The organism is Streptomyces sp. NPDC050535 (genome assembly GCF_044457665.1).
GTDB lineage: Bacteria > Actinomycetota > Actinomycetes > Streptomycetales > Streptomycetaceae > Streptomyces.
The window spans coordinates 1-26,110 of sequence record NZ_JBITHE010000046.1 but is presented as its reverse complement, the minus strand read 5'-3'; the positions used below and the strand labels follow the sequence as shown (position 1 = coordinate 26,110).

General features: G+C 68.9%; 26 protein-coding genes and 4 pseudogenes. 13 read left to right on the top strand and 17 right to left on the bottom strand.

Annotated elements, in window-relative coordinates:
• Together ACIBLC_RS41210 and ACIBLC_RS41205 are read right to left on the bottom strand one after the other, a co-directional pair.
• Positions 1 to 431: pseudogene (locus ACIBLC_RS41210) on the bottom strand (hypothetical protein); the annotation flags it as partial.
• 431 nt (positions 432 to 862) lie between these two features.
• Positions 863 to 1,423, bottom strand: coding sequence for a TetR/AcrR family transcriptional regulator (locus tag ACIBLC_RS41205; protein ID WP_399216636.1), 561 nt, complete (start codon positions 1,421 to 1,423; stop codon positions 863 to 865).
• A 112-nt stretch (positions 1,424 to 1,535) separates the two neighbouring features.
• Here ACIBLC_RS41205 and ACIBLC_RS41200 point away from each other — a divergent pair.
• From ACIBLC_RS41200 to ACIBLC_RS41185, 4 genes and pseudogenes are all read left to right on the top strand, one after another.
• Positions 1,536 to 1,631, top strand: a pseudogene (locus ACIBLC_RS41200) (short-chain dehydrogenase); the annotation flags it as partial.
• On the top strand, positions 1,606 to 2,259 hold the full coding sequence (locus ACIBLC_RS41195; protein ID WP_399216635.1) for an SDR family NAD(P)-dependent oxidoreductase: 654 nt from the start codon (positions 1,606 to 1,608) through the stop codon (positions 2,257 to 2,259). The pseudogene ACIBLC_RS41200 and the gene ACIBLC_RS41195, both read left to right, overlap by 26 nt.
• 86 nt (positions 2,260 to 2,345) lie before the next feature.
• Positions 2,346 to 3,182, top strand: coding sequence for an SDR family NAD(P)-dependent oxidoreductase (locus ACIBLC_RS41190; RefSeq protein ID WP_399216634.1), 837 nt, complete (start codon positions 2,346 to 2,348; stop codon positions 3,180 to 3,182).
• 169 nt (positions 3,183 to 3,351) lie between these two features.
• Positions 3,352 to 3,507 (top strand): annotated as a pseudogene (locus ACIBLC_RS41185) (chitinase); the annotation flags it as partial.
• Between the two features lie 4 nt (positions 3,508 to 3,511).
• Here the strand turns inward: ACIBLC_RS41185 and ACIBLC_RS41180 are convergent.
• From ACIBLC_RS41180 to ACIBLC_RS41165, 4 genes are all read right to left on the bottom strand, one after another.
• Positions 3,512 to 5,035: a carboxylesterase/lipase family protein gene (locus ACIBLC_RS41180; protein WP_399216633.1), complete on the bottom strand. Its 1,524-nt coding sequence runs from the start codon at positions 5,033 to 5,035 to the stop codon at positions 3,512 to 3,514.
• Between the two features lie 21 nt (positions 5,036 to 5,056).
• Positions 5,057 to 5,971: an MBL fold metallo-hydrolase gene (locus tag ACIBLC_RS41175; protein ID WP_399216632.1), complete on the bottom strand. Its 915-nt coding sequence runs from the start codon at positions 5,969 to 5,971 to the stop codon at positions 5,057 to 5,059.
• Positions 5,972 to 6,087: 116 nt separating this feature from the next.
• The gene (locus ACIBLC_RS41170; RefSeq protein WP_399216631.1) at positions 6,088 to 6,594 is read right to left on the bottom strand and encodes an SRPBCC family protein; all 507 of its coding nucleotides are present in this window, start codon (positions 6,592 to 6,594) and stop codon (positions 6,088 to 6,090) included.
• Positions 6,595 to 6,728: 134 nt separating this feature from the next.
• Positions 6,729 to 7,613 (bottom strand): aldo/keto reductase, encoded by an 885-nt coding sequence (locus ACIBLC_RS41165; protein ID WP_399216630.1) that lies wholly within the window; start codon positions 7,611 to 7,613, stop codon positions 6,729 to 6,731.
• 168 nt (positions 7,614 to 7,781) lie between these two features.
• On the opposite strand from ACIBLC_RS41165, the gene ACIBLC_RS41160 reads away from it, so the two are divergent.
• Positions 7,782 to 8,669, top strand: a complete 888-nt coding sequence (locus tag ACIBLC_RS41160; RefSeq protein ID WP_399216629.1) for a helix-turn-helix domain-containing protein — start codon at positions 7,782 to 7,784, stop codon at positions 8,667 to 8,669.
• Positions 8,670 to 8,780: 111 nt separating this feature from the next.
• Here the strand turns inward: ACIBLC_RS41160 and ACIBLC_RS41155 are convergent, their stop codons facing one another.
• From ACIBLC_RS41155 to ACIBLC_RS41140, 4 genes are all read right to left on the bottom strand, one after another.
• Positions 8,781 to 9,260, bottom strand: coding sequence for a hypothetical protein (locus ACIBLC_RS41155; protein ID WP_399216628.1), 480 nt, complete (start codon positions 9,258 to 9,260; stop codon positions 8,781 to 8,783).
• Positions 9,261 to 9,278: 18 nt separating this feature from the next.
• Positions 9,279 to 10,247, bottom strand: coding sequence for a hypothetical protein (locus ACIBLC_RS41150; RefSeq protein ID WP_399216627.1), 969 nt, complete (start codon positions 10,245 to 10,247; stop codon positions 9,279 to 9,281).
• A 104-nt stretch (positions 10,248 to 10,351) separates the two neighbouring features.
• Positions 10,352 to 11,044 (bottom strand): alpha/beta fold hydrolase, encoded by a 693-nt coding sequence (locus ACIBLC_RS41145; RefSeq protein ID WP_399216626.1) that lies wholly within the window; start codon positions 11,042 to 11,044, stop codon positions 10,352 to 10,354.
• Between the two features lie 625 nt (positions 11,045 to 11,669).
• Complete coding sequence (locus ACIBLC_RS41140; RefSeq protein ID WP_399216625.1) at positions 11,670 to 12,785, bottom strand: ROK family protein; 1,116 nt, start codon at positions 12,783 to 12,785, stop codon at positions 11,670 to 11,672.
• 77 nt (positions 12,786 to 12,862) lie between these two features.
• Between ACIBLC_RS41140 and ACIBLC_RS41135 the strand changes: the two genes are divergently transcribed.
• The gene (locus tag ACIBLC_RS41135) at positions 12,863 to 14,098 is read left to right on the top strand and encodes an MFS transporter (RefSeq protein ID WP_399216624.1); all 1,236 of its coding nucleotides are present in this window, start codon (positions 12,863 to 12,865) and stop codon (positions 14,096 to 14,098) included.
• A gap of 761 nt (positions 14,099 to 14,859) precedes the next feature.
• A complete protein-coding gene (locus ACIBLC_RS41130) occupies positions 14,860 to 15,111 on the top strand; it encodes a transposase (protein ID WP_399216623.1) in 252 nt (83 codons plus the stop codon).
• On the opposite strand, the gene ACIBLC_RS41125 is transcribed toward ACIBLC_RS41130, so the two are convergent.
• Positions 15,032 to 15,379: a hypothetical protein gene (locus tag ACIBLC_RS41125; protein ID WP_399216637.1), complete on the bottom strand. Its 348-nt coding sequence runs from the start codon at positions 15,377 to 15,379 to the stop codon at positions 15,032 to 15,034. The two genes, ACIBLC_RS41130 and ACIBLC_RS41125, sit on opposite strands and share 80 nt — an antisense overlap.
• On the opposite strand from ACIBLC_RS41125, the pseudogene ACIBLC_RS41120 reads away from it, so the two are divergent.
• Positions 15,335 to 15,673, top strand: a pseudogene (locus ACIBLC_RS41120) (transposase); the annotation flags it as partial. The gene ACIBLC_RS41125 and the pseudogene ACIBLC_RS41120 overlap by 45 nt on opposite strands.
• 10 nt (positions 15,674 to 15,683) lie before the next feature.
• Here the strand turns inward: ACIBLC_RS41120 and ACIBLC_RS41115 are convergent.
• Positions 15,684 to 16,832: an FAD-dependent monooxygenase gene (locus ACIBLC_RS41115; RefSeq protein WP_399216622.1), complete on the bottom strand. Its 1,149-nt coding sequence runs from the start codon at positions 16,830 to 16,832 to the stop codon at positions 15,684 to 15,686.
• 60 nt (positions 16,833 to 16,892) lie between these two features.
• Positions 16,893 to 17,948, bottom strand: coding sequence for an LLM class flavin-dependent oxidoreductase (locus tag ACIBLC_RS41110; protein WP_399216621.1), 1,056 nt, complete (start codon positions 17,946 to 17,948; stop codon positions 16,893 to 16,895).
• A 286-nt stretch (positions 17,949 to 18,234) separates the two neighbouring features.
• Here ACIBLC_RS41110 and ACIBLC_RS41105 point away from each other — a divergent pair, with 286 nt between their 5' ends.
• The 4 genes from ACIBLC_RS41105 to ACIBLC_RS41090 all read left to right on the top strand — a co-directional run bounded on the left by ACIBLC_RS41105 (position 18,235) and on the right by ACIBLC_RS41090 (position 21,195).
• Entirely contained in the window at positions 18,235 to 18,579 is a 345-nt protein-coding gene (locus tag ACIBLC_RS41105; RefSeq protein WP_399216620.1) for an ArsR/SmtB family transcription factor, read from the top strand.
• A 279-nt stretch (positions 18,580 to 18,858) separates the two neighbouring features.
• Positions 18,859 to 19,137, top strand: a complete 279-nt coding sequence (locus tag ACIBLC_RS41100; protein WP_399216619.1) for a transposase domain-containing protein — start codon at positions 18,859 to 18,861, stop codon at positions 19,135 to 19,137.
• Positions 19,138 to 19,207: 70 nt separating this feature from the next.
• Positions 19,208 to 20,530, top strand: a complete 1,323-nt coding sequence (locus tag ACIBLC_RS41095; protein ID WP_399216618.1) for an MFS transporter — start codon at positions 19,208 to 19,210, stop codon at positions 20,528 to 20,530.
• Between the two features lie 71 nt (positions 20,531 to 20,601).
• A complete protein-coding gene (locus ACIBLC_RS41090) occupies positions 20,602 to 21,195 on the top strand; it encodes a TetR/AcrR family transcriptional regulator (RefSeq protein WP_399216617.1) in 594 nt (197 codons plus the stop codon).
• Positions 21,196 to 21,724: 529 nt separating this feature from the next.
• Here ACIBLC_RS41090 and ACIBLC_RS41085 read toward each other — a convergent pair.
• The 4 genes from ACIBLC_RS41085 to ACIBLC_RS41070 form a co-directional block, all read right to left on the bottom strand.
• Positions 21,725 to 22,255 carry a hypothetical protein gene (locus ACIBLC_RS41085; RefSeq protein WP_399216616.1) on the bottom strand — a complete coding sequence of 177 codons (531 nt, stop codon included), beginning with the start codon at positions 22,253 to 22,255 and terminating at the stop codon, positions 21,725 to 21,727.
• A 172-nt stretch (positions 22,256 to 22,427) separates the two neighbouring features.
• Positions 22,428 to 22,577 (bottom strand): DUF664 domain-containing protein, encoded by a 150-nt coding sequence (locus ACIBLC_RS41080; RefSeq protein WP_399216615.1) that lies wholly within the window; start codon positions 22,575 to 22,577, stop codon positions 22,428 to 22,430.
• On the bottom strand, positions 22,574 to 22,897 hold the full coding sequence (locus tag ACIBLC_RS41075) for a DUF664 domain-containing protein (RefSeq protein WP_399216614.1): 324 nt from the start codon (positions 22,895 to 22,897) through the stop codon (positions 22,574 to 22,576). Before ACIBLC_RS41075 ends, ACIBLC_RS41080 begins: the two co-directional genes overlap by 4 nt.
• A gap of 1,048 nt (positions 22,898 to 23,945) precedes the next feature.
• Entirely contained in the window at positions 23,946 to 24,140 is a 195-nt protein-coding gene (locus tag ACIBLC_RS41070; protein WP_399216613.1) for a hypothetical protein, read from the bottom strand.
• A gap of 167 nt (positions 24,141 to 24,307) precedes the next feature.
• Between ACIBLC_RS41070 and ACIBLC_RS41065 the strand changes: the two genes are divergently transcribed.
• Entirely contained in the window at positions 24,308 to 25,492 is a 1,185-nt protein-coding gene (locus tag ACIBLC_RS41065) for a histidine kinase (protein ID WP_399216612.1), read from the top strand.
• Positions 25,493 to 26,110: the final 618 nt, after the last annotated feature.

The following is a 26,110-nucleotide window of genomic DNA, read 5'->3' as shown; positions in this document are numbered from 1 at the left end:
CCCAGAATGGTGAACACGCCGGTGACGGAGACCCCGCCCTTCGTGCCGTATCCGCCGAACAGAGCGATCAGCGCGAGCGTCGCGACGAAGAGTCCGAGACCGGCGAGGGTGCCGCGGCCCAAACAGGGCCCGGCATCGGCGGTGTCCAGTTCGGACACGGGACGTTGTTCGAGGAACCGCACCGCCGCCGCGTAGACCGTCAGGGCGATCGCCGCGGCCGCCGCACCGAACAGCAGGGACAGCAGGGACAGCACCGGATTGTCCCCCGCCACGCTCCTCATCCCCGCGGCGAGCCCCGTCACCAGGACGAACAGCACCACCATCACCGCCAACCGCACCCCGGTCGGCCACACCCGGCGCGTTGGCTCGAACGGTGACTGCGAGAACTGGCGCTTCACCCACTGCACCGACGGCCCGAACCACGACGACATGACGTTTCCCATCCCTTGACCGGCGGCCGAGCCGCCCCTTCAACTGAGGGAAACGCTAGGTGCGACCGTCACCCCGAAACGTCCCCTCCAGGTGGACATCGCATGTAGCTCGCACGGGGGACAACCAGGCATCTGCGGCTGCGGCTGCGGCTTGCGCGAGTCGCACATGGCAGGGGCCTCTCAGAGGTGCCTCGCACAGCATGCAGGTTTCGAGAGAACTCCTGCGAACGGCCACCTGCGGAAACGTGATCACGGAGGGGACCGTCGCGGAACTCCTGCAGACCGGTCATGTGCGAGAGTCACCGTGCGCCACGGTCACCACTTCGCGCTACGCGGTGCTGCGTCGGGAGAGCGTGGCGGACTCCGGAGGTCCCTGGGCCCGCCGATGTCGCGGCCGGGCCCGCACCGGGAGGTCGGGCGGGCGCCGAGGTTCATTCGTGGCGTTGGCCGCGCAGCCCGTCAAAGGTGAAGCCCAGCATCCTGCTCCGGGCCTCGGGGGCGGCGTGCGCGACACCGATCATGGAAAGCAGCAGGGGGTGCAGATCGTCGGGGCCGAAGTCCGCTCGCAGGGCGCCGTCGCGGCGCGCTTCCTCGATCAGGCGAAAGCCTCGCTCCAGTCCCTGTCGGCAAACCTCGTGCACAGACGGGGCCGGCTCCGAGCGCCCGGTGAGCGCCTCGCGCAGAACCGCGTCGCTGCTGCCCAGCATGCTCAGCCCCTCGACGTACGCGGTGAAGCGTCCCCAGGCGGTCGCCTCGCCCTCTGCGGCGTCAATGACCGCGTTGACCTTCTCGGCCGCTACCTGCGGGGCCACGGCGTCGACAAGCCCCGCGCGCCCGCCGAAGCGGTGGTAGATGGTGCCCGGGCTGACCCCGGCGCGCCGGGCGATCTCCTCCAGCGGACAGTCCAGCCCCTGCTCGGCGAACAGTTCGACGGCCGCGGCGGTGATCTTCTCGATGCTGCGCCTGGCGTCGCTCCGCAAGGTCGTCGTCACGTCCCCTCCTCGGCTCCCACACCGCCTCCGTAATTTGACGGCACCATCAGGATAACTTACGGTCCGAACCGGAGATAATTTGATGGGTGCCTCAAGTTAGGTGGTGCAGGTCATGGCAGAGACGATCGCTGTCTTCGGAGCCGGTTCGGGACTGGGTGTGGCGACTGCCCGGCGGTTCGGCCGTGAGGGGTACCGGGTGGCGCTCGTCGCCCGCCGCCCCGAGCCGCTCGCCGAGCTGGCGGCGCAAGCTCGGCAGGGAGGGGATCGAGGCCGAGCCCTTCACTGCAGACCTGTCCGACCCGGCCGCGGTGCCCGCGCTCCTCGCGCGGATCACCGCCCGCTTCGGCCGCATCGACGTCGTGGAGTACGCCCCGGTCGGTTCCATGGCCGAGTTCATGCGGCCGGCCTCGCAGATGAGCGCCGAGTTCCTGCGCAAGCACGTCGACCTGCTGCTGAACACCCCGGTTGAAATCGTGCACGCCCTCGCCCCGCAGATGACCGAACGGGGCGGCGGCGCCTTCCTGTTCGCCCTGGGAGCCTCCGCCCTCGACGCCTCGGCCACGCCCGGCATGAGCGGCGCCCCCAGCGTCGCCTCCGCCACCCGGCACTGGGTGCACGCCCTGAACCAGGACCTCGCCGACAAGGGCGTCTACGCCGGCCTGCTCCTGGTGGCGGCAGTCGTCGACGGCAGCCGGGGACAGCGCGAGGCCGTCGAGCTCGGCATCGACCTGAGCGCCATCCCCACCGTCTCGCCGGCCGATCTCGCCGACGCCCACTTCGACCTGTTCACCGCGCGCGACCGCGTCGAGCAGATCGCCCCGCGCGGCGCCTCCTGACCGGCCCCCGGTGCGGTCCCGGGCTCCCCGGTTCCTGTGACCGCACCGGGGCAGCGCGCTCAGTACCCCCGACCCCAGGAGCACACATGGATGCGAAGACCATCGTCATCACCGGCGCGAGCGACGGCGTTGGCGCCGAGGCCGCCCGCCAGCTGCACCACCACGGCCACCAGGTCATCGTGGTCGGACGCTCCGAGAGCAAGACGAACGCCGTCGGCGACGAACTCGGCGTCGACCGCCACATCGCCGACTTCTCCCGCCTCGCCGACGTCCGCCGCCTCGCCGCCGACCTGCGCGCCGCCCACCCCCGCATCGACGTCCTGGCCAACAATGCCGGCGGCATCTTCGGCGACCGCACCAAGACCGAAGACGGATTCGACCTGACCTTCCAGGTCAACCACCTCGCCCCCTTCCTCCTCACCCACCTTCTCCTGGACACCCTCACCGCCAGCAGGGCATCGGTCATCCAGACCTCCAGTGCCGGTGCACGCCTGTTCGGCAACGTCATCCTCGACGACCTCGAACACGACCGGGACTTCACCCCTCAGCGCGCCTACGGCACCGCCAAGTTGGACAACATCCTCTTCACCCAGGAGCTGCACCGCCGCTTCCACGACCAGGGCATCTCCGCAGCCGCTTTCCACCCCGGCACGGTCGCCTCCAACTTCGCTTCCAGCTCTGGCAACTTCGTGCAGCGCATGTACGGCAGCCGCCTCACCCGTCCGCTGATGACCACACCGCAGAAGGCCGCCGGGCAGCTCATGTGGCTCGCCGAGGGCCGACCCGGCACCGCCTGGAAATCCGGCGTCTACTACGAAAAGCGCAAACCCGCCAAGCGGACCCACCCCCAGACGCGCGACTCGAACGTCGCCCGGCAACTGTGGGACGAAAGCGAGCACATGCTGAAACTCCCTCAGGGATAGCCGCCACCGGCCCCAGCTTGACACTCCGCAGGTCACGCGCACGGCGCCTGGAAACCGAGAGCTCGTCCGTCCGCGGTGCCGTAGCACCGCGGACGGACGAGCACCGCCTGCTCTCCGTCGTTCTCTTCAAGCCCGGGGCGTGAGGGTCGCGGAAGGGGCGCAGGCCCTGATCTTCAGCCTCTACGACATCGGCTCGGCCGCCTCGCGCCTGTCCAACGGCGGCGCCGATGTCTCCTCCAAGTTCGACCATGCCTGGAACCCGTACCACGGCACCTGGCAGGCCCCCGGCATCTCACTGCCCAGGTCGAAGCGAGTACGGGCAGCGCACCTCATGAGGGGGAGCCGACCGCGTGCGCGTCGGGTCGGGTCCACGCCTGTCGTTCCTGGCCGCGAGGGTCGTCGATCTGGGTCCACTCCGTGTCGATACGCATGGTGGTCCGGCGCTCGGGGTCGTACGGGTCCCAGCCGGGATCGCCGGTCGCGGCGAACCGGATCCATGTCTCGTGCACGCGGGTGGCAAGGCCCGCGGGCGGCTTGTCGGGGCCGAGCAGGGCGTGGGCACCGCGCAACCGCGGCAGGTGCGCGAGATCGAAGACGAAGGGCAGCTCCACCGCGTGGGTGGCGCCGAGCTCACCGTCCCGGGCGTGGGAACGCCACGCGAACTCATAACCGAAAGTGGCGGACCCGGACCGGCTGGCGTGTGCGTCCGCCAGGGCCCGGCTGCCCGCGCCGAACAGCGCGTCGCCCATGATGGCGGACCGCAGCTCGCCGAAGGTCGCTCCCGGGCGGGTCCTGCGGTACGTGTCCACGAGCCGGGCCGGATCGGGATGGGCACGTACCGCGACGGCCTCGACGTCCTCTCTGGTCGAGGTGGCGTAGGCGCCCGACGGGACCAGGTAGAGGTTGCCCTCCTCCGTGTTGGTCCCGATGAGCAGGTCGACGTCGGCGCCGAGGCCCGCGGCGACGGTTTCGGCGGGCTGGGTGTCCAGGACCAGGCTGAAGGGGCTGAGCCCGACCAGCGGATCGTGATGGGTCGCTGTCCTGAGGTCGATGCCGGCGAGTGCGGAGGCCGCCTCGACCAGGCGGTCGTCCGGCATCTTCGCGAAGGCGTCGACGTGCGGCTCGATGCCCAGGTGCCGGGCCGCAGCCCCGGTGACGCGGGCGGCCTGCTCGGTGGTGAACGCGCCCAGGCCGTTGCCGCTCTGGACGATCGCCCGGCGGAAGAGGCCCGCGGCCTCCGGAGTGGCCAGGACCCCGCCGACGACGGTCGCTCCGGCCGACTGGCCGAAGAGGGTGACGTTGTGCGGGGCCCCGCCGAAGGCGGCGATGTTGTCCCGTACCCAGCGCAGCGCGGCCACGACGTCGAGCAGGCCGCGGTTGGCGGGCGCTCCGGGGATGTCGAGGAACCCCCCTATGCCGAGGCGGTAGTTGAGGGTGATCAGGACGACACCGTCGCGGGCGAAGGCGGAGCCGTCGTACAGCGCGGACCGTGTCGACCCCGCGACGAATCCACCGCCGTGGACGAACACCATGACGGGCAGGTCATCACCCGCGGCGGCGGGTGTCCATACGTTGACCGTGAGATAGTCCTCCCCGCGGCTCCAACCGTCTCCGAAGTAGGGGGACATGTCCACGCTGCCGAGCCTGCGTTCGGACTGCGGCGCGTTGGGTCCCGGCGCCGTGGCATCCCGTACGCCGTCCCACGGTCCGTGCGGTCGGGGTGCCGCGAACCGGCCGGCGCCAAGGGGCGGAGCGGCGTAGGGGATGTTCAGGAAAGCGGTGGTGCCGCCCTGGCGCAGACCGCGGACGGACCCCCGCGTCGTGGTCACGACGGGGTCGGTTCGATAGTTCACTGAAGTGCCTTCCCGCAGGGCTCAGCCCTGCTCGGTGTACGGGGCGAAGGGGGCCCAGCCCGTGATGGCGAACCTGCTGCCGTCGCGCACCACTTCCGCGGCGCCGTGGCCGCCCAGGTGCGCGGGAACGACGAGGGCGTTGTTGTCCGCCGCCCAGCCCAGCACTTTGCGGCGGGTGGCGCGCGCCTGGGCGGGGTCCTCGCAGAAGCAGCTGTTGGAGTCCGGTTCGAGGATCTGTACCGGACTGTGCAGCAGGTCGCCGACGAAGACCGCTCGGTCCGTCCCGGAGGTGAGGGTGAGTACGGAGGATCCGGGGGTGTGTCCAGGGGCGGTGTCCAGACGCAGACCGGCGTCGATCTGGTGACTGTCCTCCCACAGCAGTGCCTGGCCGGCCTGGTGCACCGGGGCGACACTGTCCTCGAACACGTTCTGGTTGCCGCGTCCGAGTACGGTCTTGTGGCCGTTCTCCGGGTTCCAGAAGTCGAAGTCGTCCTTCGGCATCAGGTAGGTGGCGTTGGGAAAAGTGGGAACCCAGGTACGCCCGTCGAGGTAGGTGTTCCAGCCGACGTGATCGATGTGGAGGTGCGTGTTGATCACGATGTCCACGTCCTCGGGACGGACACCGGCGCGGGCGAGGTTGTCGAGGAATCCGGTGTCCATCCGGCTCCACACAGGCGCGTACGGGCGCTCCTTGTGATTGCCCACGCCGGTGTCCACGAGAATGGTCCTGCCCTCACTGCGCAGCAGCCAGGTCTGGATCGCCGAGTTGACGATCCGGGTGTCGTCGTCCAGGAAGTCAGGAACCAGCATGCCGCGGTTCTCTTCCCATGCCTTCGCGGGGCTGTTCGGGAAGAACGTCTCGGGAGTCATGTCCACGGGCCCGGAGTACTCCCAGACGCGGGTGAGTGAGATGTCACCCAAGGTGATGGTGTTCATGGCCGGTCTCCCCTGTGTTGTCTCATCGGGTGTCTTGTCTCATCAGGTCGGTCCGTCCGTTGGGACGGCTGCTGTCGGTGACGCGGCGGGAAGGGCCCCTGGCACGCCCCATGGCGTCAAGGGCTGATGCTGTCGCCTCGCTCCGCGATCCAGCGGGCCAGGGCGAGGAGGGTGTGCTCGACGCTGGTGGCCATGTGGTCGCGGAGTGCGTCGAGGTCGCGGCGCGTGCGGCCGAGCACCGGGTCCAGGCGCAGGAGTTGCCAGGACTGCTCCACGACGGTCCCCGTGCCGTCGGCGCGAAAGGTCCAACGCCATCGGACGATGTCGTCGACGACGAAGGCGAAGACCTTGCCAGGCAGGCACTCGACGACCTGGGAGCGGCTGCTCCACTCGCGCTCACCCCTGCGGTTGCGTCCCTGGAAGCGGGCGCCCGGCCAGGGGCCGTCACCGTCGTCGTAGGCGACGTCGTGAGCGCTGGGGCTCCAAGTGCTGATCATCGAGACATCGCTGATCAGCTCGAACAGGGCCTTGGGGGCAGCGTGGGCCCACGTGCTGCGGGTGAACGTGTACTCGGCCGCCTCGGGCGCGGGGGCGGAGTCGGTGCGGCGTGCGGTGGTGTGCAAGGGATGCTCCTGGATCTGACGGCTGACGGACAGCCGATCAGGTAAGGGCTGAGGGCCGCCCGGGCCGGGGAGCCGCCCAGGGCTCCGGCCCGCTGCCGGCGGCGCGGCCGACGGGCGGCCGGGACAGGGTCGCGTCAGGCCGTCACCGCGCGGTTCAGTGCTTCGATGTCGGCCGCGCCAAGGCGGACCGAGGAGGCGGCGATGTTCTCCTCCAGGTGGGCCACCTTCGAGGTGCCCGGGATCGGCAGCACGTTCGGAGCCCTGTGCAGCAGCCAGGCCAGGGCCAGTTGTGCGGGGCTGGCGTCGTACTCCTTGGCCAGGGCGTCCAGCGGGCCGCCCGGCGCGGCCAGCCGACCGGTGGCGACGGGGAACCAGGGGATGAAGGCGATGTTCTCGCGGGTCGTGTGGTCCAGGACGTCCTGGGCGGAGCGTTCGACCAGGTTGTACATGTTCTGGACCGACACGATGTCCACCACGAGGCGGGCGCGCTCGACCTCCTCCACGCTTACCTCGGACAGCCCGATGTGCCGGATCTTGCCCTCCTGCTGCAACTGACGCAGCTCGCCGAGCGATTCCTCCAGGGGGACGCTGGGGTCGACGCGGTGCAGCTGGTAGAGGTCTATACGTTCCACCTCAAGGTGGCGGAGGGAGAGTTCGAGCGCGTGCCGCAGGTACTCCGGGCGTCCCACCGGCTGCCAGTTGTCCGGGCCCGGACGTACGACGCCGCCCTTCGTCGCGATGACGAGATCGTCGCGGTAGGGGCGCAGGGCCTTGGCGATGAGCTGTTCGGCGTGGAAGGGGCCGTACGCGTCGGCGGTGTCGATCAGGTTGACTCCGAGTTCGACGGCGCGGCGCAGTACCCGCACGGCCTCGGCTTCGTCGCGGGCCGGGCCCCAGTACCCCGGGCCGATGATCTGCATCGTGCCGTAGCCGAGCCGGTTGACTTCGAGATCACCGCCGATGCGGAAGCTCCCGGAGGGCGCGGTGGACGGAACGGCGGCATCAGAGAGCTCAGTCATGTGGTCGTCCTCACGAGACGTACGTGGCGACGGGGCGTGCCCTCCGTCGCCACGGGTGAACGGTGCGGAACCCATGTCAACGGCATCTCTGCGGCCGAGCCAGACCCGCCCGTGCCTATCCCTGGCCGGGTCAGGTTGCCGGTCGGCGGGGCTCGCATACTGGGTCTCATGAGCGGACAGCGAGAACTCGGGAACTTCCTGCAGATCCGGCGGGCTCAGCTGCGTCCCGAGGACGTCGGGCTGCCCGACTACGGAGACCGGCGCCGGGTACCTGGCCTGCGCCGTGAGGAACTGGCACTGCTGGCCGGCGTGAGCTCCTCGTACTACACGCGTCTGGAACAGGGCCAGTCCGTGGGCGCCTCACCGGAGATCCTCGACGCCATCGCCCGGGCCCTGCACCTGGACGAGGCCGAACAGCGCCACCTCCACGACCTGGCGGGCATCGTGAAGCGGCGTGCGGTCGTCCACCGCCCGCCCGCCGAACACGTCGACGCGACGACCTTCAACCTGCTGGAAGCCTTCGGTGACGTTCCCGCCCTGGTCAGCGGGCGGCGCAGTGACGTACTGGCCTGGAACCGGATGGGGCACGCGCTGTTCGCCTCCCACATCGACCCGGCCGGCCCGGCGGATCCCGGCAACCGCCCCAACCTGGCCCGCCTGATCTTCCTCGACCCCCACACCCGCGCCCTCTACGCCGACTGGCCGAGCAAAGCGAGGGCTGTCGTCGAGAACCTTCGTATGACGGCCGGCCGACACCCCGACGACGCGCTGCTCACCTCGCTCGTCGGGGAGTTGACCATGAGGAGTCCGGAGTTCGCCGCCCTGTGGGCCGACCACGGTGTCAGCCCCTGCGACTCCACCGTGTACGAGATGCACCACCCGCTGGTCGGCAGCCTCACCGTGACGCAGCAGAGCCTGCGCCCGCCGCAGGACGAGGAACGGCACATCGTGCTCGCCGTCGCCGAACCCGGCTCCCCGTCGCATGCCGCACTCCACCTCCTCGCCCAGGCGACAGCCCCGTCGGCCCGTCTGGAACGCCCTACGGACCACGTCTGACGCCGCGCTCTCATCGCCGCTTCGCCCCATCTCGGGCAGGCCTCTTCTTCACCGACCGGGTGCCGAACCGGTCGGTGAAGAAGAGGCCTGCCTGACGCTCAGCGTGTGTGTTCACGGGCGCCAAGCGGCCTCGTGCGTCGTGGTGTCAGCCGACGGGTGTCGAGTGGGTGCCGCCGGCTGCACGGTTTCGCCGTCGGTGATGTGTCGACCGACAGCCTCCGGGCCGAAGGCGAGAGCCGCCAGGGTGATCACCGACAACAGGCCCATGTAGACCACGAAGGGCCACCAGTGATCGGCCCAGGCATAGATGGCCGTGGCTATGAAGGGCGGGAGACCGCCTGCGACGGCTGAACCGATCTCCCCGGAGAAGGCGAAGCCTGTCAGCCTGAATTCCGTGTCGAAGAACTCCGCGTACCAGGCTGCCCGAGGCGCGAGCACGGCCGGACGGGCCACTCCGAAACCGACGCCGAAGGCGCCGACGACTGCGGCTGTGCCGCCCGACCGTCCGAGCGCGGCGACGCCATAACCGGCCCCAGGCCGGTCCGGCCGGTCGCGCGAACGGAGCCGTGCCCCGCGCGGTCTGCACCGCACGGGGCACGGCTCGCCGTGTCAGTGCCGGGCCAGGTGACCCAGCAGCAGGTTCGGGTCGCTCTGCGTCGTGTACGCGGCGCTCGGTACGTAGACCTCGGTGCCACGGATCGCGACCGACGTGGGATTGGACAGACCGTCGGCCCGGGTCAGTACGACCCTGCGGGCTCCCCTGCCATCGGCCAGCACCACCGTGTTCTCCGTGACGAGACTCGCCAGGAACTCGTCGCCCCTGCCGGTGAACTCGAAGTCGTCGATGCCGGTCAGCCCGTCGGCGAAGGTCGTGAACGTACCGGCGCGGGGTCCTCGCAGCGGCGTGCGCGAAACGATGCCCTTGTCGGTGTTGGACACATACAGGTCCCCGTTACGGATCTTGGCTCCGTTCACGCCGAAGAAGCCGGCGGGGGCAAGGGCCTCGCTGTCGCTGAAGAGGGTGGCCCGGCCCGCCGCGCGGCCCCTGGTGGGCACCGTATAGACGGCGCCCTTCGCGGACTCGGTGATGTAGAGCGTGCCGGTCCCAGGGTCCATGACCAGGCCGTTGGGAAGGCTGTCGGCGGGAAGGTCGGCGAACTTCCGGGGTTCACGCCCTTCGGTGAAGCTCCAGACACCGGTTTCCGCCTCGGTGCCGGTGGCGTACAGGACATAGAACGTGTGACCTTGACGAGCCAGACCGGTCGTCAGCGGAAATCCCAGCAGCGGCGTCTTGGCCGTGGCGTCCGCAGGAGCCGGCAGAGTGGCGAGCACCTCGGTCCTGCCCGCCGCCGTGATGCGGGCCACCTGCCGGGCCCCGGCGAAGGTGACGACGACACTCCCGTGCCGGTCGAGCACGATGTTCTCGGGCATCTGGCCTGCCCGAAGGTCCAGATGCAGCACGGACGACCTGCCGCCCGGTGGCGTCGTCGCGGCTTCGGCCGTGCCCACCGTGAGCGTGCCCAGGAGCGCCGAGGCGACAGACGCCCCGACGACGATGCGGTGCAATCGAGTACGCATGACTTCTTTCTTGGTTCTCTGTGCGAACGGGCAGTCGGAAGTACGTGGTCGTGGACGGCGTCCGCCCGTGAGACACGGGCGGACGCCTTCACCGCGGGCGCGTGTCAGCCGGTCGCCCGTGCCGCTTGCGTGATCAGACGGGCCACGGCCCCGGGGTGGGCGACGGGAGCGGCATGGGACGACTTGATCTCCACGATCGAGGCCCCGGCACGCTTCGCCATGAAGCGCTGGGTCTCCGGCGAAAGGGCCTGATCGTCCTGAGTCACCAGGTACCACGAAGGAATGTCTCGCCAGGCGGCCTTCTGCGTGGTCCCGGTCAACGCCTCGGACGCCGCAGGTCGCTGGACAGCCGCCAGGACCGCGGCCCGCTCGGCGGATACGTCGGCGGCGAAGACCTCGCGGAACCTCGCGGGGTCGAGATAGATGTCGCTGCTTGCGGTCCCGTCCGGCAGGACGGTCGGCACCGTCACGGCGGGCAGCTCGGGAAGGGGCTCGCTCACCGGCCGGGACGCCAGCTCACCCAGGCTCTCTCCCTCGGCCGGAACGAACCCCGCGATGTACACGAGGGCCTTGACCGCCGGAAGGCCGGCAGCGGCGTCAGTGATGACGTTGCCGCCGTAAGAATGCGCCACCAACACGACGGGACCGTCTGTCGCGGCGAGGAAGGAACGCACGCCGGCCGCGTCGGTCCGAGGCCCGCGCAGCATGTTGGGTATCGCCCGCACGGTGTACCCCTGGCGCTGCAGAGTGCCGATGACACCGGACCAGCTCGAAGCGTCGGCCCAGGCGCCATGCACGAGGACGATCGTCGGAAGGGGCCTGTGACGACTTCGGCCGGTCGTCTCCCCTCTGGCGGTGACCGGGGCGGAGGCCACACCGGCGGCGGCGACGGCCGCTGACGCGCCCACCATGACGGATCGGCGGCTCAGCCGATATTTCACGTTGTCTCCAGGATTGGACGATGGGGATGGAATGCCTGGCAATTGGCATGGCGAAGCAGGTATGACCGCACTCGATGTTGCCCTTCGGCGACCCGCTCAGCCCGTGCCGTCGGCCGTTGCACTCATCCTGAAGTCGGGTACGCCGGGCAACCAGACCCGCTGCCGCCTACCCCTGGCGCGATCAGGCAGGACATTGCCCTGGTGCGGCTTGGAGTTGGCAGGGCCGATGGAGAACAGGCCGGACCGGCCAGCGCGCGACCTTCGAGTCGTTCTTCCACGCCGGTCGGCCCGGCTTCCCCGCCGAGGAACCGGACCTGAGCCTGGTCCTGTTGAAGGCCTTACCCACGGCGGTCGCCATCCGTCTGGAGCGGCCTGCCGTCACTTTCGGCGATCGCCGAAGGCGCCGCCGCGCCGCCTTGAGGGAGCGGCACCGCGCTGCTTCGCCGCGGGACAGGCGACTGTCCCTAGACGATATGACGTCTCACGTTCGCGGGTGCCTGCGGGAAGTGGTGGGAGCGGGTACGCCGTGCCGCAGGTTGAGCACCTGCATGGCTGCTCCGGCCGCGATCACGTCGGTGCCCAGGGTGGTCAACGTGACGTCGACATCGAGCCAGTCGGCGCCCGGGAGCTGGGTGGTCACGGCTCGTTCGACGGCCCTGAGATAGAGGTCACCGTGGCACAGCAGATCCGCGCCGGCGAGGATGATGTGGCCGAGGTCGAGAGTCTGGATCAGGTTCACCACACCGGTGGCGAGAACGTCCGCGGCTGAGGCAGGGTCGGCGGCCCGTTCGTGGACGACCTCCAGGCAGCCGTGCCGGCCGCAGACACACAGCGGTCCGCCAAGCTGAATGACGGTGTGTCCGAACTCGCTGGCGTTGGTGTGGGCGCCACGGTGTGCCGTGCCGTTCAGCCACAGTCCGGCGCCGACGCCGGCTTCGACCAGGATCAGTGCCGCGTCGCGGAAGTCGGCGCCACGGCGCCAGGCTTCGGCGGTCACTCCGGCGGTGACATCCTTGTCCACGACCACGGGCAGTCCGAGCTCGGACGCGGCGAGCGCTGCCAGCGGGACATCGTGCCAGTGATGAAGGCGGTGCGCGTCGCGGATCCTGCCACCGGCCTGCTCCAGTGGTCCCATCATGCCGATGCCCAGCCCGATCAGTTCACGGCCGACATCAGCATCCGCCTTGATCCGCTCCAGTCGATGCTCGTCGATCATGCCGCTGACGCCGGGCACGAGTTGATTCAGCAACTGCCCCGGGGTGAAGTCGGCCGGCAGTGGCGTAGTGGTGGAGGCGTGGACCACGCCGGCCAGATCGGCCAGGACAAGGCGCAGCTCCCGGCGAGTGACGTGAGCGCCGATGGCCCAGCGGCGGTGGGGCACCAGCCGGTACACAGCGGCCGGTTTACCAAGGCGGGGGCGGCGCACTCCTGCCGACGCGATCACGCCTTCCTCGACCATGCGTGCCAGCACGTTGGAGACCGCCTGTGGTGTCAGGCCGGTGAGATCGGCGACCGTACCCCGTTCGATCGTCGGCATGGTCCGCGCCAGGGCAAGGACGAGTGACTCATGGTAGTCCCGCAAGAAACTCTGCTGCACGAGGACACCGTACAACTAATGCAAGAGCTTTGCGGAATAGCTTCTACTAACGCAAGAGCCTTGCTAAAGTCGCCGTCATGGCTGCCATACCCGCCCGCCGCCCTTGGCCGGCATTGCTCGCCTTGGCTCTCGGTGCGGTCGCGATCGGTCTGACCGAGTTCGTGCCGGCCGGGCTGCTGCCGCAGATTGCACGCGGAACGCTAGGTGCCGAGTACGCCGGCTCGCACTCCCGGGCAGTGGCGCACGCCGGCTGGATGATCACCGCGTATGCGCTGGGCGTGGTGGTGGGTGCACCGCTGATAGCAGCGCTCACCGCCCGGATGCCCCGCAAGCGTCTGGTGGTCGGGTTGCTGGTGCTGTTCGTGCTCGGCACTCTTGCCTCGGCACTGGCTCCGACCTTCGGGCTACTCCTGACGGCTCGGTTCGTGGCCGGCGTGCCACATGGTGCGTACTTCGGAGCGGCCGGCCTACTGGCCGCGTCGCTGCTGGGGCCAGGCAAGGAGGGACGCGGGTTCGCCGCGGTGCTCAGCGGTCTGACAGTGGCCAACATGGCTGGGGTACCGCTGATCACAGGGCTCGGACAGGCAGCGGGTTGGCGGGCCGCCTACGTCGCCATCGCCGCCGTGTTCCTGCTCGCGTTGCTGGCCGTGGCATTCACCGCCCCCGAGGTGAAGGCCGCGGGCGGGTCACCGGCCGCCGAATTGCGTGCGCTGGCCCGGCCGCAGGTGTGGCTGGTGGCTGCGACAGCCTCGATCGGGATCGCCGGCTTCTTCGCAGTGCACACCTTCATCGCGCCGATCACCACTACCCTGGCCGGACTTCCGGCCGGCGCAGTGGTGTGGGTGCTGGCTGTGGCCGGCGTGGGCATGACTGTGGGCAATGTCCTGGGCGGCTGGTACGCCGACCGAAGCCTGCACCAGGCCATACTGCTCGGCTTGACCGGGATGATCGTCGCGAGTGTTTTCGTTGCCCTGGCGGCGGGCACAGTGGCCGGGCTGTTCATCGGCGTCTTCGTGCTCGGCGCCGCCACCTTCTTCCTGGGACCGCCTCTACAGGCGCGGCTGATGGCCGTCGCCCCCGGCTCCCTGCTCATGGGAGCCGCGGTCAACCAATCAGCCATGAACCTCGCCAACAGTCTGGGTGCCACCCTGGGCGGCACTGTGATCGCGGCCGGCCTGAGCTACCGCGCCCCCGCCTGGGCCGGTGCCGCCCTCGGAGCCGTCGGCCTGGCCCTGGCGATGACCAGTTTCGCCCTCGATCGCCGTGTCACGAGGCCGAACACAGCCACGCTGGAACCTGCCACGCGCAACTGACCCTGCACTCGCAGCGCCGCAGCCCGAAGAGAAGACGTTCTCGCAGGGTGGCCGCCGTTACAGGCAGAACGGAAGCCCGACGCAGGTGTGCCGCTATCAGCCGAACGCCGCGGCGAGTCAGCCTCCGGGACGGAGCGAGCACTCGCAGCCGCAGTCCCCACTCCGTTGCGTGTGCCGCGTCGTCCCGCCGGCGGTCATCGGTAGCGAGACCGCCGAGGCGTGGGCCGCGCCCCGCCTCGACCGCGTCACCGCCCTGTACCTGACCGAGGTGGAAGGCCGAACCACCTACCGGAGACCTCTTCAGTCATCGACCACCGCCGCACCCAACATCGCAGCGTCACACACCCCTTACGAAACACGGCCTGGCTTGATCTTCAACGTCCGGTTCAGCTCACGGCGTCGAATGGGTGCATCGAAACCTGATCACTCGGTCCGGTAACTGCCGTGCACGGAAGCGGCCTTCGACTGAACAGGTGCTCCGGCCAAGGAACACACACACGCGAAACGAAGGCCAGGCGGATGAGTCTGCTGCATCACGACGCCCGGTCTGAAGCATGGACACAACTGTCATGCGTCCGGGACGAGTTCTGCTCCTGCCTGACCGCCCGTTCGAACGCGTTGTCCGAGCTGGCTGATGCGGTTGTGTGCGGCGACGAACCGGTGAGGTAGCCGACGGAGCAGTCACTGGTAGGTGAACACCGCCGCGGCCATGGTGGGCTGTACGCCGCGGTGGCCCGTGGACACGTTGATGCCGACCGGCTGTGGCGGGGCACTGGCCGAAGCGCCACTGCCACGGGTTGCCCACGGCCGGCTGGTTCCTGGCTGTCGACGTCACCTGTTGGCTGCGGCCCGACGCCCACACCTCACCGGAACGGATCCTGTGCCACACCTACGGACGGAGAAGGGACCAGCACACCCCCGTCCCGGCTGGCCCTACTCGATCGTCTGCGCGCTCGAACCGGGCCGCAGTTCGTGGACCGCGCCCTTGGACGCACTCCACCCGGCCCCCGTGATGTGTAAGGGCGCGGGACTTACTTGAGGTCCATCCTCAAGACTTCCTTGACGCGGTTTACGTGACAGAGGGCCCGGCCATGCCTTGATGCTGGTGACGGGCATTTCGCTGGTGCTGGGGTAGACACCCAGCTGCTTGCCCTCATGAACGACGCGGAAGTGAGTGTCCTCCACGACGACGTTGACGACCTTGCCCCGGTGCGGATAGCCGATGACTAGTAACTGATGGGCCACCATGACAAGACCGGTTCTGTCGACCAGCCGCTGCACCGTCAACGGTCTGGCCGGTCCACCGGGCGGGAGAGGGCCGGCGGCGGCTCGAACATCCTTGAACAGCGGAAACCGACCGGGAGGGACGGGCAGCGGCAGACGGGTGATCCGGACATCCTTGTCGTCGCGGACGCCGGATACGACGCGCCCCGCCTCGGCTTCCTCCTGGGCGACCTGCCCGTGCAGGTGCTGGCCAGGATGCGATCCGACCGCGTCCCGCGCAGGGCTGTCCCACCCCGACTGCCGCACGCCCAGGGCCGACCGCCCCGGCAGCGTCTTCGACGTCGCTTCACCGACCAGACGCTCAGATGCGCGTTCTCGGCGTCTCCCGTACGGCCGTGCGCGTGGCGCGGCCCACGGCGCGACCGACGGCGTTGCGTATCGCGAGCCCTCGGCGGGTGCGCGGGATCATCAGCGCGGCGATCAGGTTGGTGCGCCGGCGCCGCGGGTCCACCTCACGTCGGTGTTTCGCCTCGTAGACCTGGAAGGCACGGGCGTGGTCGGCGGGATGGTCCGCGAGTGCCTGGGCGAGTGTGTGTGCGCCCGCCATCGCCATACTGGATCCGTCGCCGAGCAGTGCCACGGCAGACGCCGCGTCACCGAGCAGCGCCACCCTGCCGCGAGACCAGGTGTCCACCCGCACGTTGTTGAGCGGGTCGAAGAAGGGCGCCGGATGGTTCCGATACGCGTCGACCAACTCGGGTACCCGCCAGCCCACTTCAGCGTATGCCTCGGCCACAATGCGCTTGTGGAGTGCGGTGTCATGGCGGTCGTACCCGGCTACACGCGGACCGCGGAACGTGAACATCGCGAGTGGCTTTCCTCGCGATGGATGTACGGCCAGCATCCGGCCGGGCGCGTTCAACATGACCATTTCGTGCGGGTCCTCGAGGGCGCCGGGCTCCAAGGGAACTGTCGCTCCGTACATGCCCAGGTCGTTGGTGAACCACTCCTCCGGTCCGAAGACCAGCCGACGCACCGTGGAGTGGACGCCGTCCGCACCGATCACCAGGTCGAAGCGGCGTGGCGTGGCCCGGCGGAAGGTGACGTCGACACCCGACCTGTCCTGCGCGATGGCCGTGACCGTGTCGTCGAAGAGGAACTCCGCGTCGTCGGCGGCCGTCCGGTGGAGGACCGCCGACAGGTCGGAGCGTGTCAGCTCGACGGACGGGGACCGTTCGGACGTCAGCGGGAGCCGGAGGATCCGCCGGCCACCGGGGTCGAGGAGAGAGACCGAGGTCGCGTGGGTGGCGACCTCGCGCAGCTGCGGCATGATGCCCATCTTCTCGGCGGCCGGAATCGCCGGCCCCTTGACGACTATGGCACTGCCGCCGGAGCGCAGTTCTCTGGCCAACTCAACGACCGTGGGCCGAAACCCGTGCCGGGCCAGCCAGTAGGCGAGTGCGGGGCCGGCGACGCCGGCGCCGAGGATCATGACGCGCGGAGGAGTCATGGCCACAACCTTTCAGCATAAATGAGTAAGGAAAACAAAAGAGCGGTGACATTCACCGATTCATTTTTCACGCGTGCCTCTTGGGCTTCTGGACCAGCCGATGGACGGTGCGACATGTTCGGCGATGCTGTCCAGCAGCCGAAGGTTCTCGGCTACACCGAGAAGATTGGGGATGGTGACCAAGAGAGTGTCGGCGGCGGCGACGGCTTCGTCCTTCCGCAGGTTCTCCACGATGGCGTCGGGCCCACCTATGAAACTCTTTCCGAAGCGCGATACGGCTCCGCCGAGCACGCCGACATGCTCCTGCGACCCGTATACCGCGGATGCGCCGAACAGGGCGCGGTCGCGCTCGGACACGATGGGCAGAACACTGCGCACCACCGCGACACGGGGCGTTCCTGGATGACCTGCCGCTCGCCAGCTTTCATGGAACACACTGATCTGTTCCGCCTGGAGTTCCGAGAACGGTATTCCGGTGTCCTCGGACAGCAGTGTGCTGCTCAACAGGTGGAGTCCTTGCTCGCCGGCCCACCGCGCACTCTGCCGCGTGCTTGACCCCCACCAGATCCGCTGCGGCAGGGTGTGCGATCGCGGTTCGATCGTGAGAGGCACCCTCGTGCCGGTCTCGTTCGGGTCGCTCGCCACCATGGAGGTTCCCGCGATCGCCGCCCTGAAGCGGTCCGTGTGCTCCCTCGCCATGCCTGGCGCTTTCGGCCCGTCGCCAGGAGAGGGGTGGAACCCGAAGGACTCGTATCCGCGGAGAGCGGGTTCCTGGGACCCCCTGCTCAGACCGAGTTGCAGACGGCCCCCACTGATGAGGTCCGCGGCCGCGGCCAGTTCAGCCATGATGAGCGGGTTCTCATACCGCATGTCTATGACCGCGGTGCCGATCTCGATGCGTTCTGTCCTGGCCGCTGTCGCGGCCATCAGCGCCCACGGACTGGAGAATTGTTTCTGGTAGTGGTGAACCCGGCTCCATGCGCCATCGAAACCAAGCCGCTCGACGCCGACGGCAATGTCGATTCCTTGGGTCAGGGCATCGGCCGCACTACGAGTCCCCGAGCCCGGGATGTTCTGGTAGTGGCCGAAGGAGAGAAAACCCAGGCGTTTTTGCATGTTCAACCTTTCGCTTTTTACCAGCCGATGACGACGCATTCCGGATCCGTTACATGGCACCGTCGGCGAGATCGGAGAGATACACCGTTGCGCACCGAAAGACCCGCCCTGCGCGGGGAGCGGAAAGCGCACGAAGACGTGCGGGCACGGCCCACGAAGCGCTCACGCCGGGAAACCCGACGGCGCGAGCGAAGCACGACCATCCCCTAGGTACGATTAATCTAGTACCTTAGTGAAGCACGCTCCGAGGTACGATACAAGTCGTACCCGAAGAGAGGCGGCTTCCGTGACAGACGCAGACGCAGGACGTACAGGCGCCGATGACATCGACCTGGGCGTCGTGCTTCGCGCCCTCGCCGACGAACATCGCCGAGCCGTGATCATGGAGCTTGCCGCCGATCCCAACGACAGCGAGCACGCCTGCCACTCCTTCAACCTTCCGGTCGCAAAGCAGACCCGTACCTACCACTTCCGAACGCTTGTCGACTCCGGACTCCTCTGCGAGATCAACTACGGCAACAAGAAGGGGGTCAGGTTGCGGAGAACAGATGTCGACCGCCGGCTCCCGGGCCTGCTCGACCTGCTCGCAGCAGAGTTCAACAGCTCCGTGGTTCCACCCCCAAGACCGTAGACATACGTCGCGAACTCGACACCACCGCCACTGACGCCCCACGCCTGACGCCTGACGAGACGCCTCTGGTTCACTTCTCGGGCTCTGTCGCTGATTTGCAAGTGCGGGGCGGCGGGCCTTGACCCAAGGCCAGGTAGTCAACGTTTTTGCAGGTCCCGCAAGCCAGTTGAAGGATCTCCGACGCAGAACAACGGAGCTCGTTGGTACAGGCAGTCGCCCAAGACAGCTTGCACTTGAGGAACTCCGTTGCCGTTTCGCCATGTCCTGCCGGCTCCGGTGATGGCCATCACCCGTACGGTCACAGTGGCGGCGGGCCGGTTCGCGCCCGGCCATCTGGGCGAGCTGACGGCCGTCGTGCCGTTCGAGCTCACCGACGCGGTCCTGGCGGAGACCCGCTCGGTGCAGCGACGACTACGTGATCTTCCTTCGCGGGGCGGGATCTACTGCATGCCCGCGATGCGCCTGTTCCCTGAAGTCGGCTACCGGCTGGTCCGGGACAAGCTGACGGCCGGGCTGGAAAATGCGCCCCGAGCTACGCTCACCTCCCACTTGACCTGAGTAGACCTGTCTGTCTAATGTGTTCGCGATTGAACAGACAGGTCTACTCACACTTCGGACGGGAATGGTCATGACGAATCTCTCGGTCGTCCCGGCGTCCGAACCGGCGCGCACCTCGGATGCGGCGCCCGCCGACGCCGGATCCGCTTCCGGATCCGACTCCGCTGCCATGTCCGCGCGGGGCCGGCGGCTGCCGCCGAACGTGGCGCTGTACGTACTCGCCTCGATCACCATCTCGTTCCTGGCGGCCTCCAGCGCGCCGACCCCGCTCTACGCCGTCTACCAGGCCGAATGGGGCTTCGACCCGATCACCACCACCGTGGTCTTCGGCGTCTACGCGGTGGCTGTGCTGCTCGGGCTGCTCACCATGGGCAAGCTCTCCGACCACGTCGGCAGGCGGCCGGTGCTACTGGCCGCGCTGGCGGCGCAGGCCGCCTCGATGGTCGTGTTCGCCACCGCGGACAGCGTGTCGGGCCTGGTGGTCGCCCGGATCGTCCAGGGACTGTCGACCGGCGCCGCGCTCGGCGCGATCGGGGCGGGGATGATGGACATCGACCGGCCGCGCGGCACGATCACCAACGCGGTCGTCCCCGGCATCGGCACGGCGACCGGCGCATTGGTCTCCGGCCTCGTCGTCCAGTTCCTGCCTGCCCCCACGCATCTGGTCTACCTCGGGCTGCTGGCGGTCTTCGTCCTCCAGGCCGTCGCCGTCGCGCTGATGGCAGAGACGGTGATTCGCAAGCCGGGGGCGCTGGCCAGCCTGTCGCCGGAGATCAAGCTGCCGCGCGCCGTACGCCGCCCGATGCTGGTGGCCGCGCCGGTGCTGTTCGCCGTCTGGGCGCTGGCCGGGCTGTACGGGTCGCTCGGCCCGTCCCTTGCACGGCAGTTGACCGGCTCCAGGTTCGAAGTCCTCGGCGGGCTCAGCCTGTTCGTGCTCGCCGGGGTGGCCGCCGTCTCGGTGCTGGTCCTGCGGAAGGCGGCGGCCCGGACGGTGATGCTCACCGGCATCCTCGCGCTGATCGCCGGGGTGGCCCTCACCCTCGTCTCGATCCGCGACTCCTCCCCCACCGGCTTCTTCGTCGGCACCGCCATCGCGGGCGTCGGCTTCGGCAACGGGTTCCAGGGCGGCATCCGTACGGTGATGCCGCTGGCCCGGCCGCACGAGAGTTCCGGGGTGCTGTCGCTGCTCTTCGTCGTCTCCTACCTGGGCATGGGAGTGCCCGCAGTGATCGCCGGGTTCCTCGTCGTCCACGCGGGCGGACTGACCGCCACTGCCCAGGAGTACGGCGTCGCCGTGATCGTCCTCGCGGCGTTCGCACTGCTCGGGCTGCTGCGCGGCGGCCGGGACGGGGCGGCGGTCCTGCCGGGCGAGCGGGTCGACGGCAACGCCTGAGGGGTGGCCTCCGGCCGCCGAGACTCGGCCGGAGCATAATGTAGACAGATCTGTCTGAAGGAGTGACCGTCATGGCGAGTGTCCAGAGCACTGCGAAGCCGTCGGCCCGTGAGCGACTGCTCGCCGCCGCGAACGAGCTGTTCTACGCCGAGGGCGTGCAGAGCGTCGGGATCGACCGGGTCATCGAGCACGCGGGCGTGGCCAAGGCGTCGCTGTACAACACCTTCGGCGGCAAGGAGCAACTCGTCCGGGCATACCTCGACACCCGGCACGCGGGCACCGCCGACCGGATCGCCCGGGCCGTCGCGGAGCACGACACGCCCCGTGAGCAGATGCTGGCGGTCTTCGAGTCCCAGGGGCGGCAGTTCGACCGGCCCGACTTCCGCGGCTGCGCCGTCATCCGCGCCGGCGCCGAGGCCAGCCCCGGCGGGCTGGTCCAGGAAGCCGCAGACGCCTTCCGCGGGTGGATGCGCGAACTCTTCACCCGCCTCGCCGCCGAGGCCTGCGCCGCCGACCCCGACGCCCTGGGCCACCAGCTCCAACTCCTCTACGACGGCGCCGGCATCTCCGCCCTGATGGACCACGACTCCACGGTGGCCGCGACCTCCCTCGCGGCGGCGACCGCCCTGATCGCAGCGGCGACGGGCGCATCCGCCGAGGCATGAGCGGCGCTCGGCACGCACGCGGGCCGGGACCGCGAGCATGAACCACGAGGTGCGCCAAGGCTGCTGACGTGGGGTCGGTAAAGCGGCCCAGGCCAACGCACCGGGCCACCGGCTCCGATCGGGCCCGATCCGCGGACGATGCGCCGCAGCCGCGCCCTCGTCCCATGCGCGCAGCCGATCCCTTGGAATCGATCACCTAGCGGTGGTTTGTTGACGGTGGTTCGGAGCAGTAGTAGGCCGGAGGGTGGGTGTTTCGCCGCTGCACAGGGGGCGTGATGACCAAGCGTGTGCCATGTCCGCCCGCTCCTGGGCCGCTGGAAGCTTATGCCGCCCACTTCGACGATCTGTTCGTAACGCTTGCTCAACGCAGGGGCTTTTCGCAAGTACCTCGCCGGGCTGCTGCTGCCCCAGGACTGGAACAAGACCCTGACCGCTCTGGCCGGAGTGGAGCCGGTGGCCAGAGCCCAACACCCGGCGGTCCAGCGGCTGCAGTTCTTTCTCTCCGAGTCGACTTGGGACCATAGGCACGTCAACGCAGCACCTCCGGCACGTCCACCTCGTACGGGACCGTCCACGGGTCGAAACCCTCTCGGCGGCAGGTGAGAACCAGGCGCATCGGCAGGCTTATCCACTTGTCCCGCCACCGTTCCTCCCGGTCGTTGCCGTCCCACCAGAGCGGTGAGCGCGTGCGCTCCAGCGCGAACGGCCGCCCCCTGCCTACGGCGAGAGCGAACGGGACGACCGTATGCCCGTTCCGATCCGCGCCGTCGGAGCCGGGCACGAACCGCATTGGCCCCCACACCTTGGCGGTCACCTGCTCCTCGGTCGATCCCCCAGCGAGTTGGGGCGTGTAGTCCATGTCGTCGCTCTGCGCGACCTCGATTCGGATCTCGTCGAGACGGCAAAGCGGAAGCGGGCCGACGAGCCGGACGCTGAGCGTCGCTCGGTCGCCCTCACCCACCTCGGTCCTCACGCTGAACTGCGGCAGCAGGGCGGCGTGCCAGCGGTCCCGCTCGATGCGCGCGACCGCGTCCGCGGTGGCGTTCGCACGGCCAGCCACGCGCCCCCGGTAGCGACCACGCTGAAGACGGCCGTCGACCCGGCGATGATGGAGGCCCAGGGTGTTCCCATGAGGCGGGAGCGTAGCGGGAGTTGAAGGAACCGTTTGCCGTGACTCCGGCAAGCACTTCGTTTGACGAGCCCAGGATTGCTTCGTAGGGCGCAGCGGTCGACTACTCGCCGGTGGTGCCGTCGATGGCCTCGCGGAGGAGATCCGCGTGGCCGGCGTACTCCCGTATCACGTGCTCAAGGACGAACCGCACGTCGGTGTCACCGAATTCCGGGTTCGGCACGATGCGCGCGAGGTCGACGGTCACCCTCACGAACCCTGCCGCGACTCCTCGCACGCCTTCAGGTATTCCTCGTAGACGCCCCTGGCCGACGTGGCCTCCGACTCGTCGTACCACTCACCGCTGTCAGCGGTGACATAGGTCCGATAGGGAAAGAAGCGAGGCGCCGTACCGGCCAACGTCCGCTGGAACCAAGCACGCTCGACCCCCTGCAGATGGCGCGTGAGCCCCAGCAGGGGCAACGCCGACGACCCCACAGCGCGTAGCCGCAGCCGTGCATCCGAGAGACCCTCGCATTTCCACAGGAGAGCCGCTCGGTGGTAGTCGAGATTCGAGGCGACACCTCCAACCACGGGCCCGGTACCGCACGCTCGGGCCGGACGATCTTCTGGACGACGAGGTCACTCCCGCTGGGGTCTCCCTGCTGGGCATCAATCTTGGCCGACTTGGTACGTACCAATGATCCGAGGACCGAGCAGCGTCTCCATCGGCACCTCGGGGACATGTCCGACCAAGAAGACCTCTCTCCGTATCGGAACTCATCGCTCGACGCCGCACCGAACGTGGCCAGGTGTCGCTGCGAGTCACAGACGGTCTGAACGCAACCCGGTGAATCCATGCGGGCACAGGATCGGAGAGCGCGAAATACACTCGCCTGGAGGCCGATGGGCGCCTTAGAAGGTACCCATAGTGACTTCCACCGGCCGCCAGGCGAGCACGAGCACACGTGGCGCGGATCGCTTCGGGACACCCTCGCTGGGGAGAATCTGCGGAGTATGGGCTGCGCCGGGGAGCACATGGGGAGATCGGCTGCATAGCGCGGCATGCTCCGGTAAGGCGCCGAAAGATCGACCCGCGCAGGCCAGAGACCCCCAGAGCCGTATCACCGCAGGCCAGCGCCCCCAGGTAGACAACTTCAAGGAGATCTCCTCAAGTGTCTTCGTGGCGACCAACGCCCTCACTTTCAGAAGAACTTGCGACCCGCTGCCGCAGCTCCAGGTGGCCCGAGCAGTACAAAGACGCGCCTGACACCCCATCAGAACGAGCGTCAGATGAGCGTCACGAGCGTCATTTCAGCGTCGAGATATCGCCCGTAACACCCACACCGCACATAGTGCGCACAGGCAAAGCCGCCGGTCAGGAGCCCTTAGCCACCGGTTCAAGGATGGCAACGCACTCCACGTGATGGGTCATCGGAAACACCTGCGCTGTACTGACAGCGGTCCCGATGAAAGGGAGGGTGCGATGTCGGTGTCCTCGGGCCCGGTGACAGATGGAGAAGGATCCAGCCACCGGGCCCGGGTCAGGCCGTTCCCCGTCCGGGGAGGGGTCAGGAGCGGTGCTTCACGCTGTGCACGGAGCTGGAATGACCTACCAGATGCCTGGCACGGTGAGGGTCCGTCAGACCCGCTGCCCCTGCTGCTGCCCACTGCCCTTGCGGAGACCGAGGCCGGCGCCGAGGGCGACTACGCCCATGCCGATGGAGGTCGCGATGCCCTGGGCGCCGTCGACGACGAAGGGGGCGGCGAGGGCGACGACGAGGTTGAACAGGAACAGGAACCAGAGCACCGGCCGGGACGAGAGCAGCGACTTCATGAGGTTTCCTTCTGGGATGGGGGCTGTGAACTTCCGAGATCAACGATCCCGGCGTTCGCCCGCCGCCACGAGGGAGTGCACTCCCGGACCGTGGTGTAGCCCGCTACACCACGGTCCGGGTGCCTGCTCGCCCGCGTCCGTGTCGGCCGCCGCCTAGCGTGACGGGTATGCGAAAGACGGTGCACCAAGCGGCGCGGGCCACGGTCCAGCTGGCCATGGGCGCAGGCCTGGCCTTTGTCATATACATCTTCACCACCGTGCTGCTGGGCACGGCAATCGCCACGATCGCGGTGGTCGGTGCCTGGATGCTGCCCGAGACCGTACTGCTGGTGCGCCAGACCGCCGGGATCAAGCGGCGGATGGTGACTCGCTGGACAGGCCGGGAGATCCCGGAGGCGTATCAGCCCATCGAGGGGCGGCTGCGCGAGCGGCTGCGCACGGCGGTCCGTGACCCCGGCACGTTCACCGACCTGCGCTGGATGGTCGCCTACTACGGCTACGGCTGCCTGCTGTGCCTGGCGCTGCTGCCGCTGTGGCCGGTGGGTCTGCTCGTGGACAGCCTGCGGTACGGGCTACTGGGGCGCAAGGCCGTCGTACTCCCGCTGATCAGCCGTCTCGCGGACCTCGACGCCGCCTGGTCGACCGCCTTGCTCAAGCCCTCCCCGAAGGCACGGCTCACCGAACGCGTCGCGCGACTGACCGAGACCCGGGCAGGCGTCATCGCCGCACACCAGGCCGAACTGCGCCGTGTGGAACAGGACTTGCACGACGGTACGCAGGCGCGACTGGCGTCCCTGTCCCTGCGGATCGGCCTGGCGAAACGGACGTACGCACGTGATCCCGAGGGTGCCCTCAAACTGCTCCAGGACGCGCAGGACCAGGCGGAGGAGGCACTGACGGAGCTGCGGAACGTCGTGCGCGGCATCCATCCGCCGATCCTCACCGATCGAGGTCTCGCAGGAGCGGTACGAGCGCTGGCCGCGAGCGGCCGACCCGACGTCACCGTGCGCGTCGACGCTCTGGAGCACGGACCACGGCCCCCAGCGGCGATCGAGGCGGCTGCGTACTTCGTGGTGGCCGAGGCGCTGACGAACGCGGCCAGGCACAGCGGATCGGACCAGGCTGAGGTCCGGCTCACCCGCACACCGGGCGGGTTGGCGGTCTCCGTCCGCGACGAGGGGCGGGGCGGCGCCGGGGGCACCTCCCAGGCTTTCGGCTCCGGGCGAGAGACCTCTGGCTCGGGACTGCTGGGCATGCGGCGCCGGGTCGCCGCACTCGATGGGACGTTGCTGGTGACCAGCCCCATCGGTGGTCCGACCGTAATCGACGTGGAGTTGCCGTGCGCCTGGTGATCGCCGAGGGCAACGCCCCTGGTGGGGGAATGGCAATTCCCGCGGCTCGCCCCTGCCGGGCATGAGGTCATGACCGTCGCAGGCAGCGGGCGTGTGCCGTCCGTCCTGCTCCCCCACGCCCTGCCGACGCCGTGCTCGACGTCCGTGTGCCGACCGGTTTCCGCTGCGAGTGGCCACGGGCCGGCCTCGCGGCGTGCAAGGAGATTCCCGGGGTCGACTGGGATCACCGGAAGCCGGCGGTGCCCCGGCCCACGCACCGGACCAGGGCACCCAGGCCCCGTCACCGCCCCATCTCCGCGGCTGTGTGAGGGCACGACGGCATCCCGCCCCGCCGCTCGGCTTCGGGCCGAGCGTTCCGCCCGACGAGACCGCCGCTCACCTGCGGAGCCTGGCCGCCAGAACGAAGCACTTGCCTAAGTTAACCAATCTGTCTACAGTTGAGTGAGTTAAGCAAATCCATTCCCCGATGGAGGCTCCGCCATGTCCGACGCCCTTACCCGATCCACCGAGGCAGGGGGTTCCGCCCCGCCGAAGTCGAGCGCCGTGGTGGCCGTGCTGGCCCTTTCCGGCATCGTCGTCTCGCTGATGCAGACCCTGGTCATTCCGATCGTGCCGGAG

What these genes read in the sequence shown, in the direction of transcription:
- ACIBLC_RS41190 (WP_399216634.1), top strand. Translation starts at nt 2,346, where the DNA reads ATGGATGCGAAGACCATCGTCATCACCGGCGCGAGCGACGGCGTTGGC.
- ACIBLC_RS41175 (WP_399216632.1), bottom strand. Translation starts at nt 5,971, where the DNA reads ATGAACACCATCACCTTGGGTGACATCTCACTCACCCGCGTCTGGGAG.
- ACIBLC_RS41165 (WP_399216630.1), bottom strand. Translation starts at nt 7,613, where the DNA reads ATGACTGAGCTCTCTGATGCCGCCGTTCCGTCCACCGCGCCCTCCGGG.
- ACIBLC_RS41160 (WP_399216629.1), top strand. Translation starts at nt 7,782, where the DNA reads ATGAGCGGACAGCGAGAACTCGGGAACTTCCTGCAGATCCGGCGGGCT.
- ACIBLC_RS41150 (WP_399216627.1), bottom strand. Translation starts at nt 10,247, where the DNA reads ATGCGTACTCGATTGCACCGCATCGTCGTCGGGGCGTCTGTCGCCTCG.
- ACIBLC_RS41135 (WP_399216624.1), top strand. Translation starts at nt 12,863, where the DNA reads ATGGCTGCCATACCCGCCCGCCGCCCTTGGCCGGCATTGCTCGCCTTG.
- ACIBLC_RS41115 (WP_399216622.1), bottom strand. Translation starts at nt 16,832, where the DNA reads ATGACTCCTCCGCGCGTCATGATCCTCGGCGCCGGCGTCGCCGGCCCC.
- ACIBLC_RS41110 (WP_399216621.1), bottom strand. Translation starts at nt 17,948, where the DNA reads ATGCAAAAACGCCTGGGTTTTCTCTCCTTCGGCCACTACCAGAACATC.
- ACIBLC_RS41100 (WP_399216619.1), top strand. Translation starts at nt 18,859, where the DNA reads ATGGCCATCACCCGTACGGTCACAGTGGCGGCGGGCCGGTTCGCGCCC.
- ACIBLC_RS41095 (WP_399216618.1), top strand. Translation starts at nt 19,208, where the DNA reads ATGACGAATCTCTCGGTCGTCCCGGCGTCCGAACCGGCGCGCACCTCG.
- ACIBLC_RS41090 (WP_399216617.1), top strand. Translation starts at nt 20,602, where the DNA reads ATGGCGAGTGTCCAGAGCACTGCGAAGCCGTCGGCCCGTGAGCGACTG.
- ACIBLC_RS41070 (WP_399216613.1), bottom strand. Translation starts at nt 24,140, where the DNA reads ATGAAGTCGCTGCTCTCGTCCCGGCCGGTGCTCTGGTTCCTGTTCCTG.
- ACIBLC_RS41065 (WP_399216612.1), top strand. Translation starts at nt 24,308, where the DNA reads ATGCGAAAGACGGTGCACCAAGCGGCGCGGGCCACGGTCCAGCTGGCC.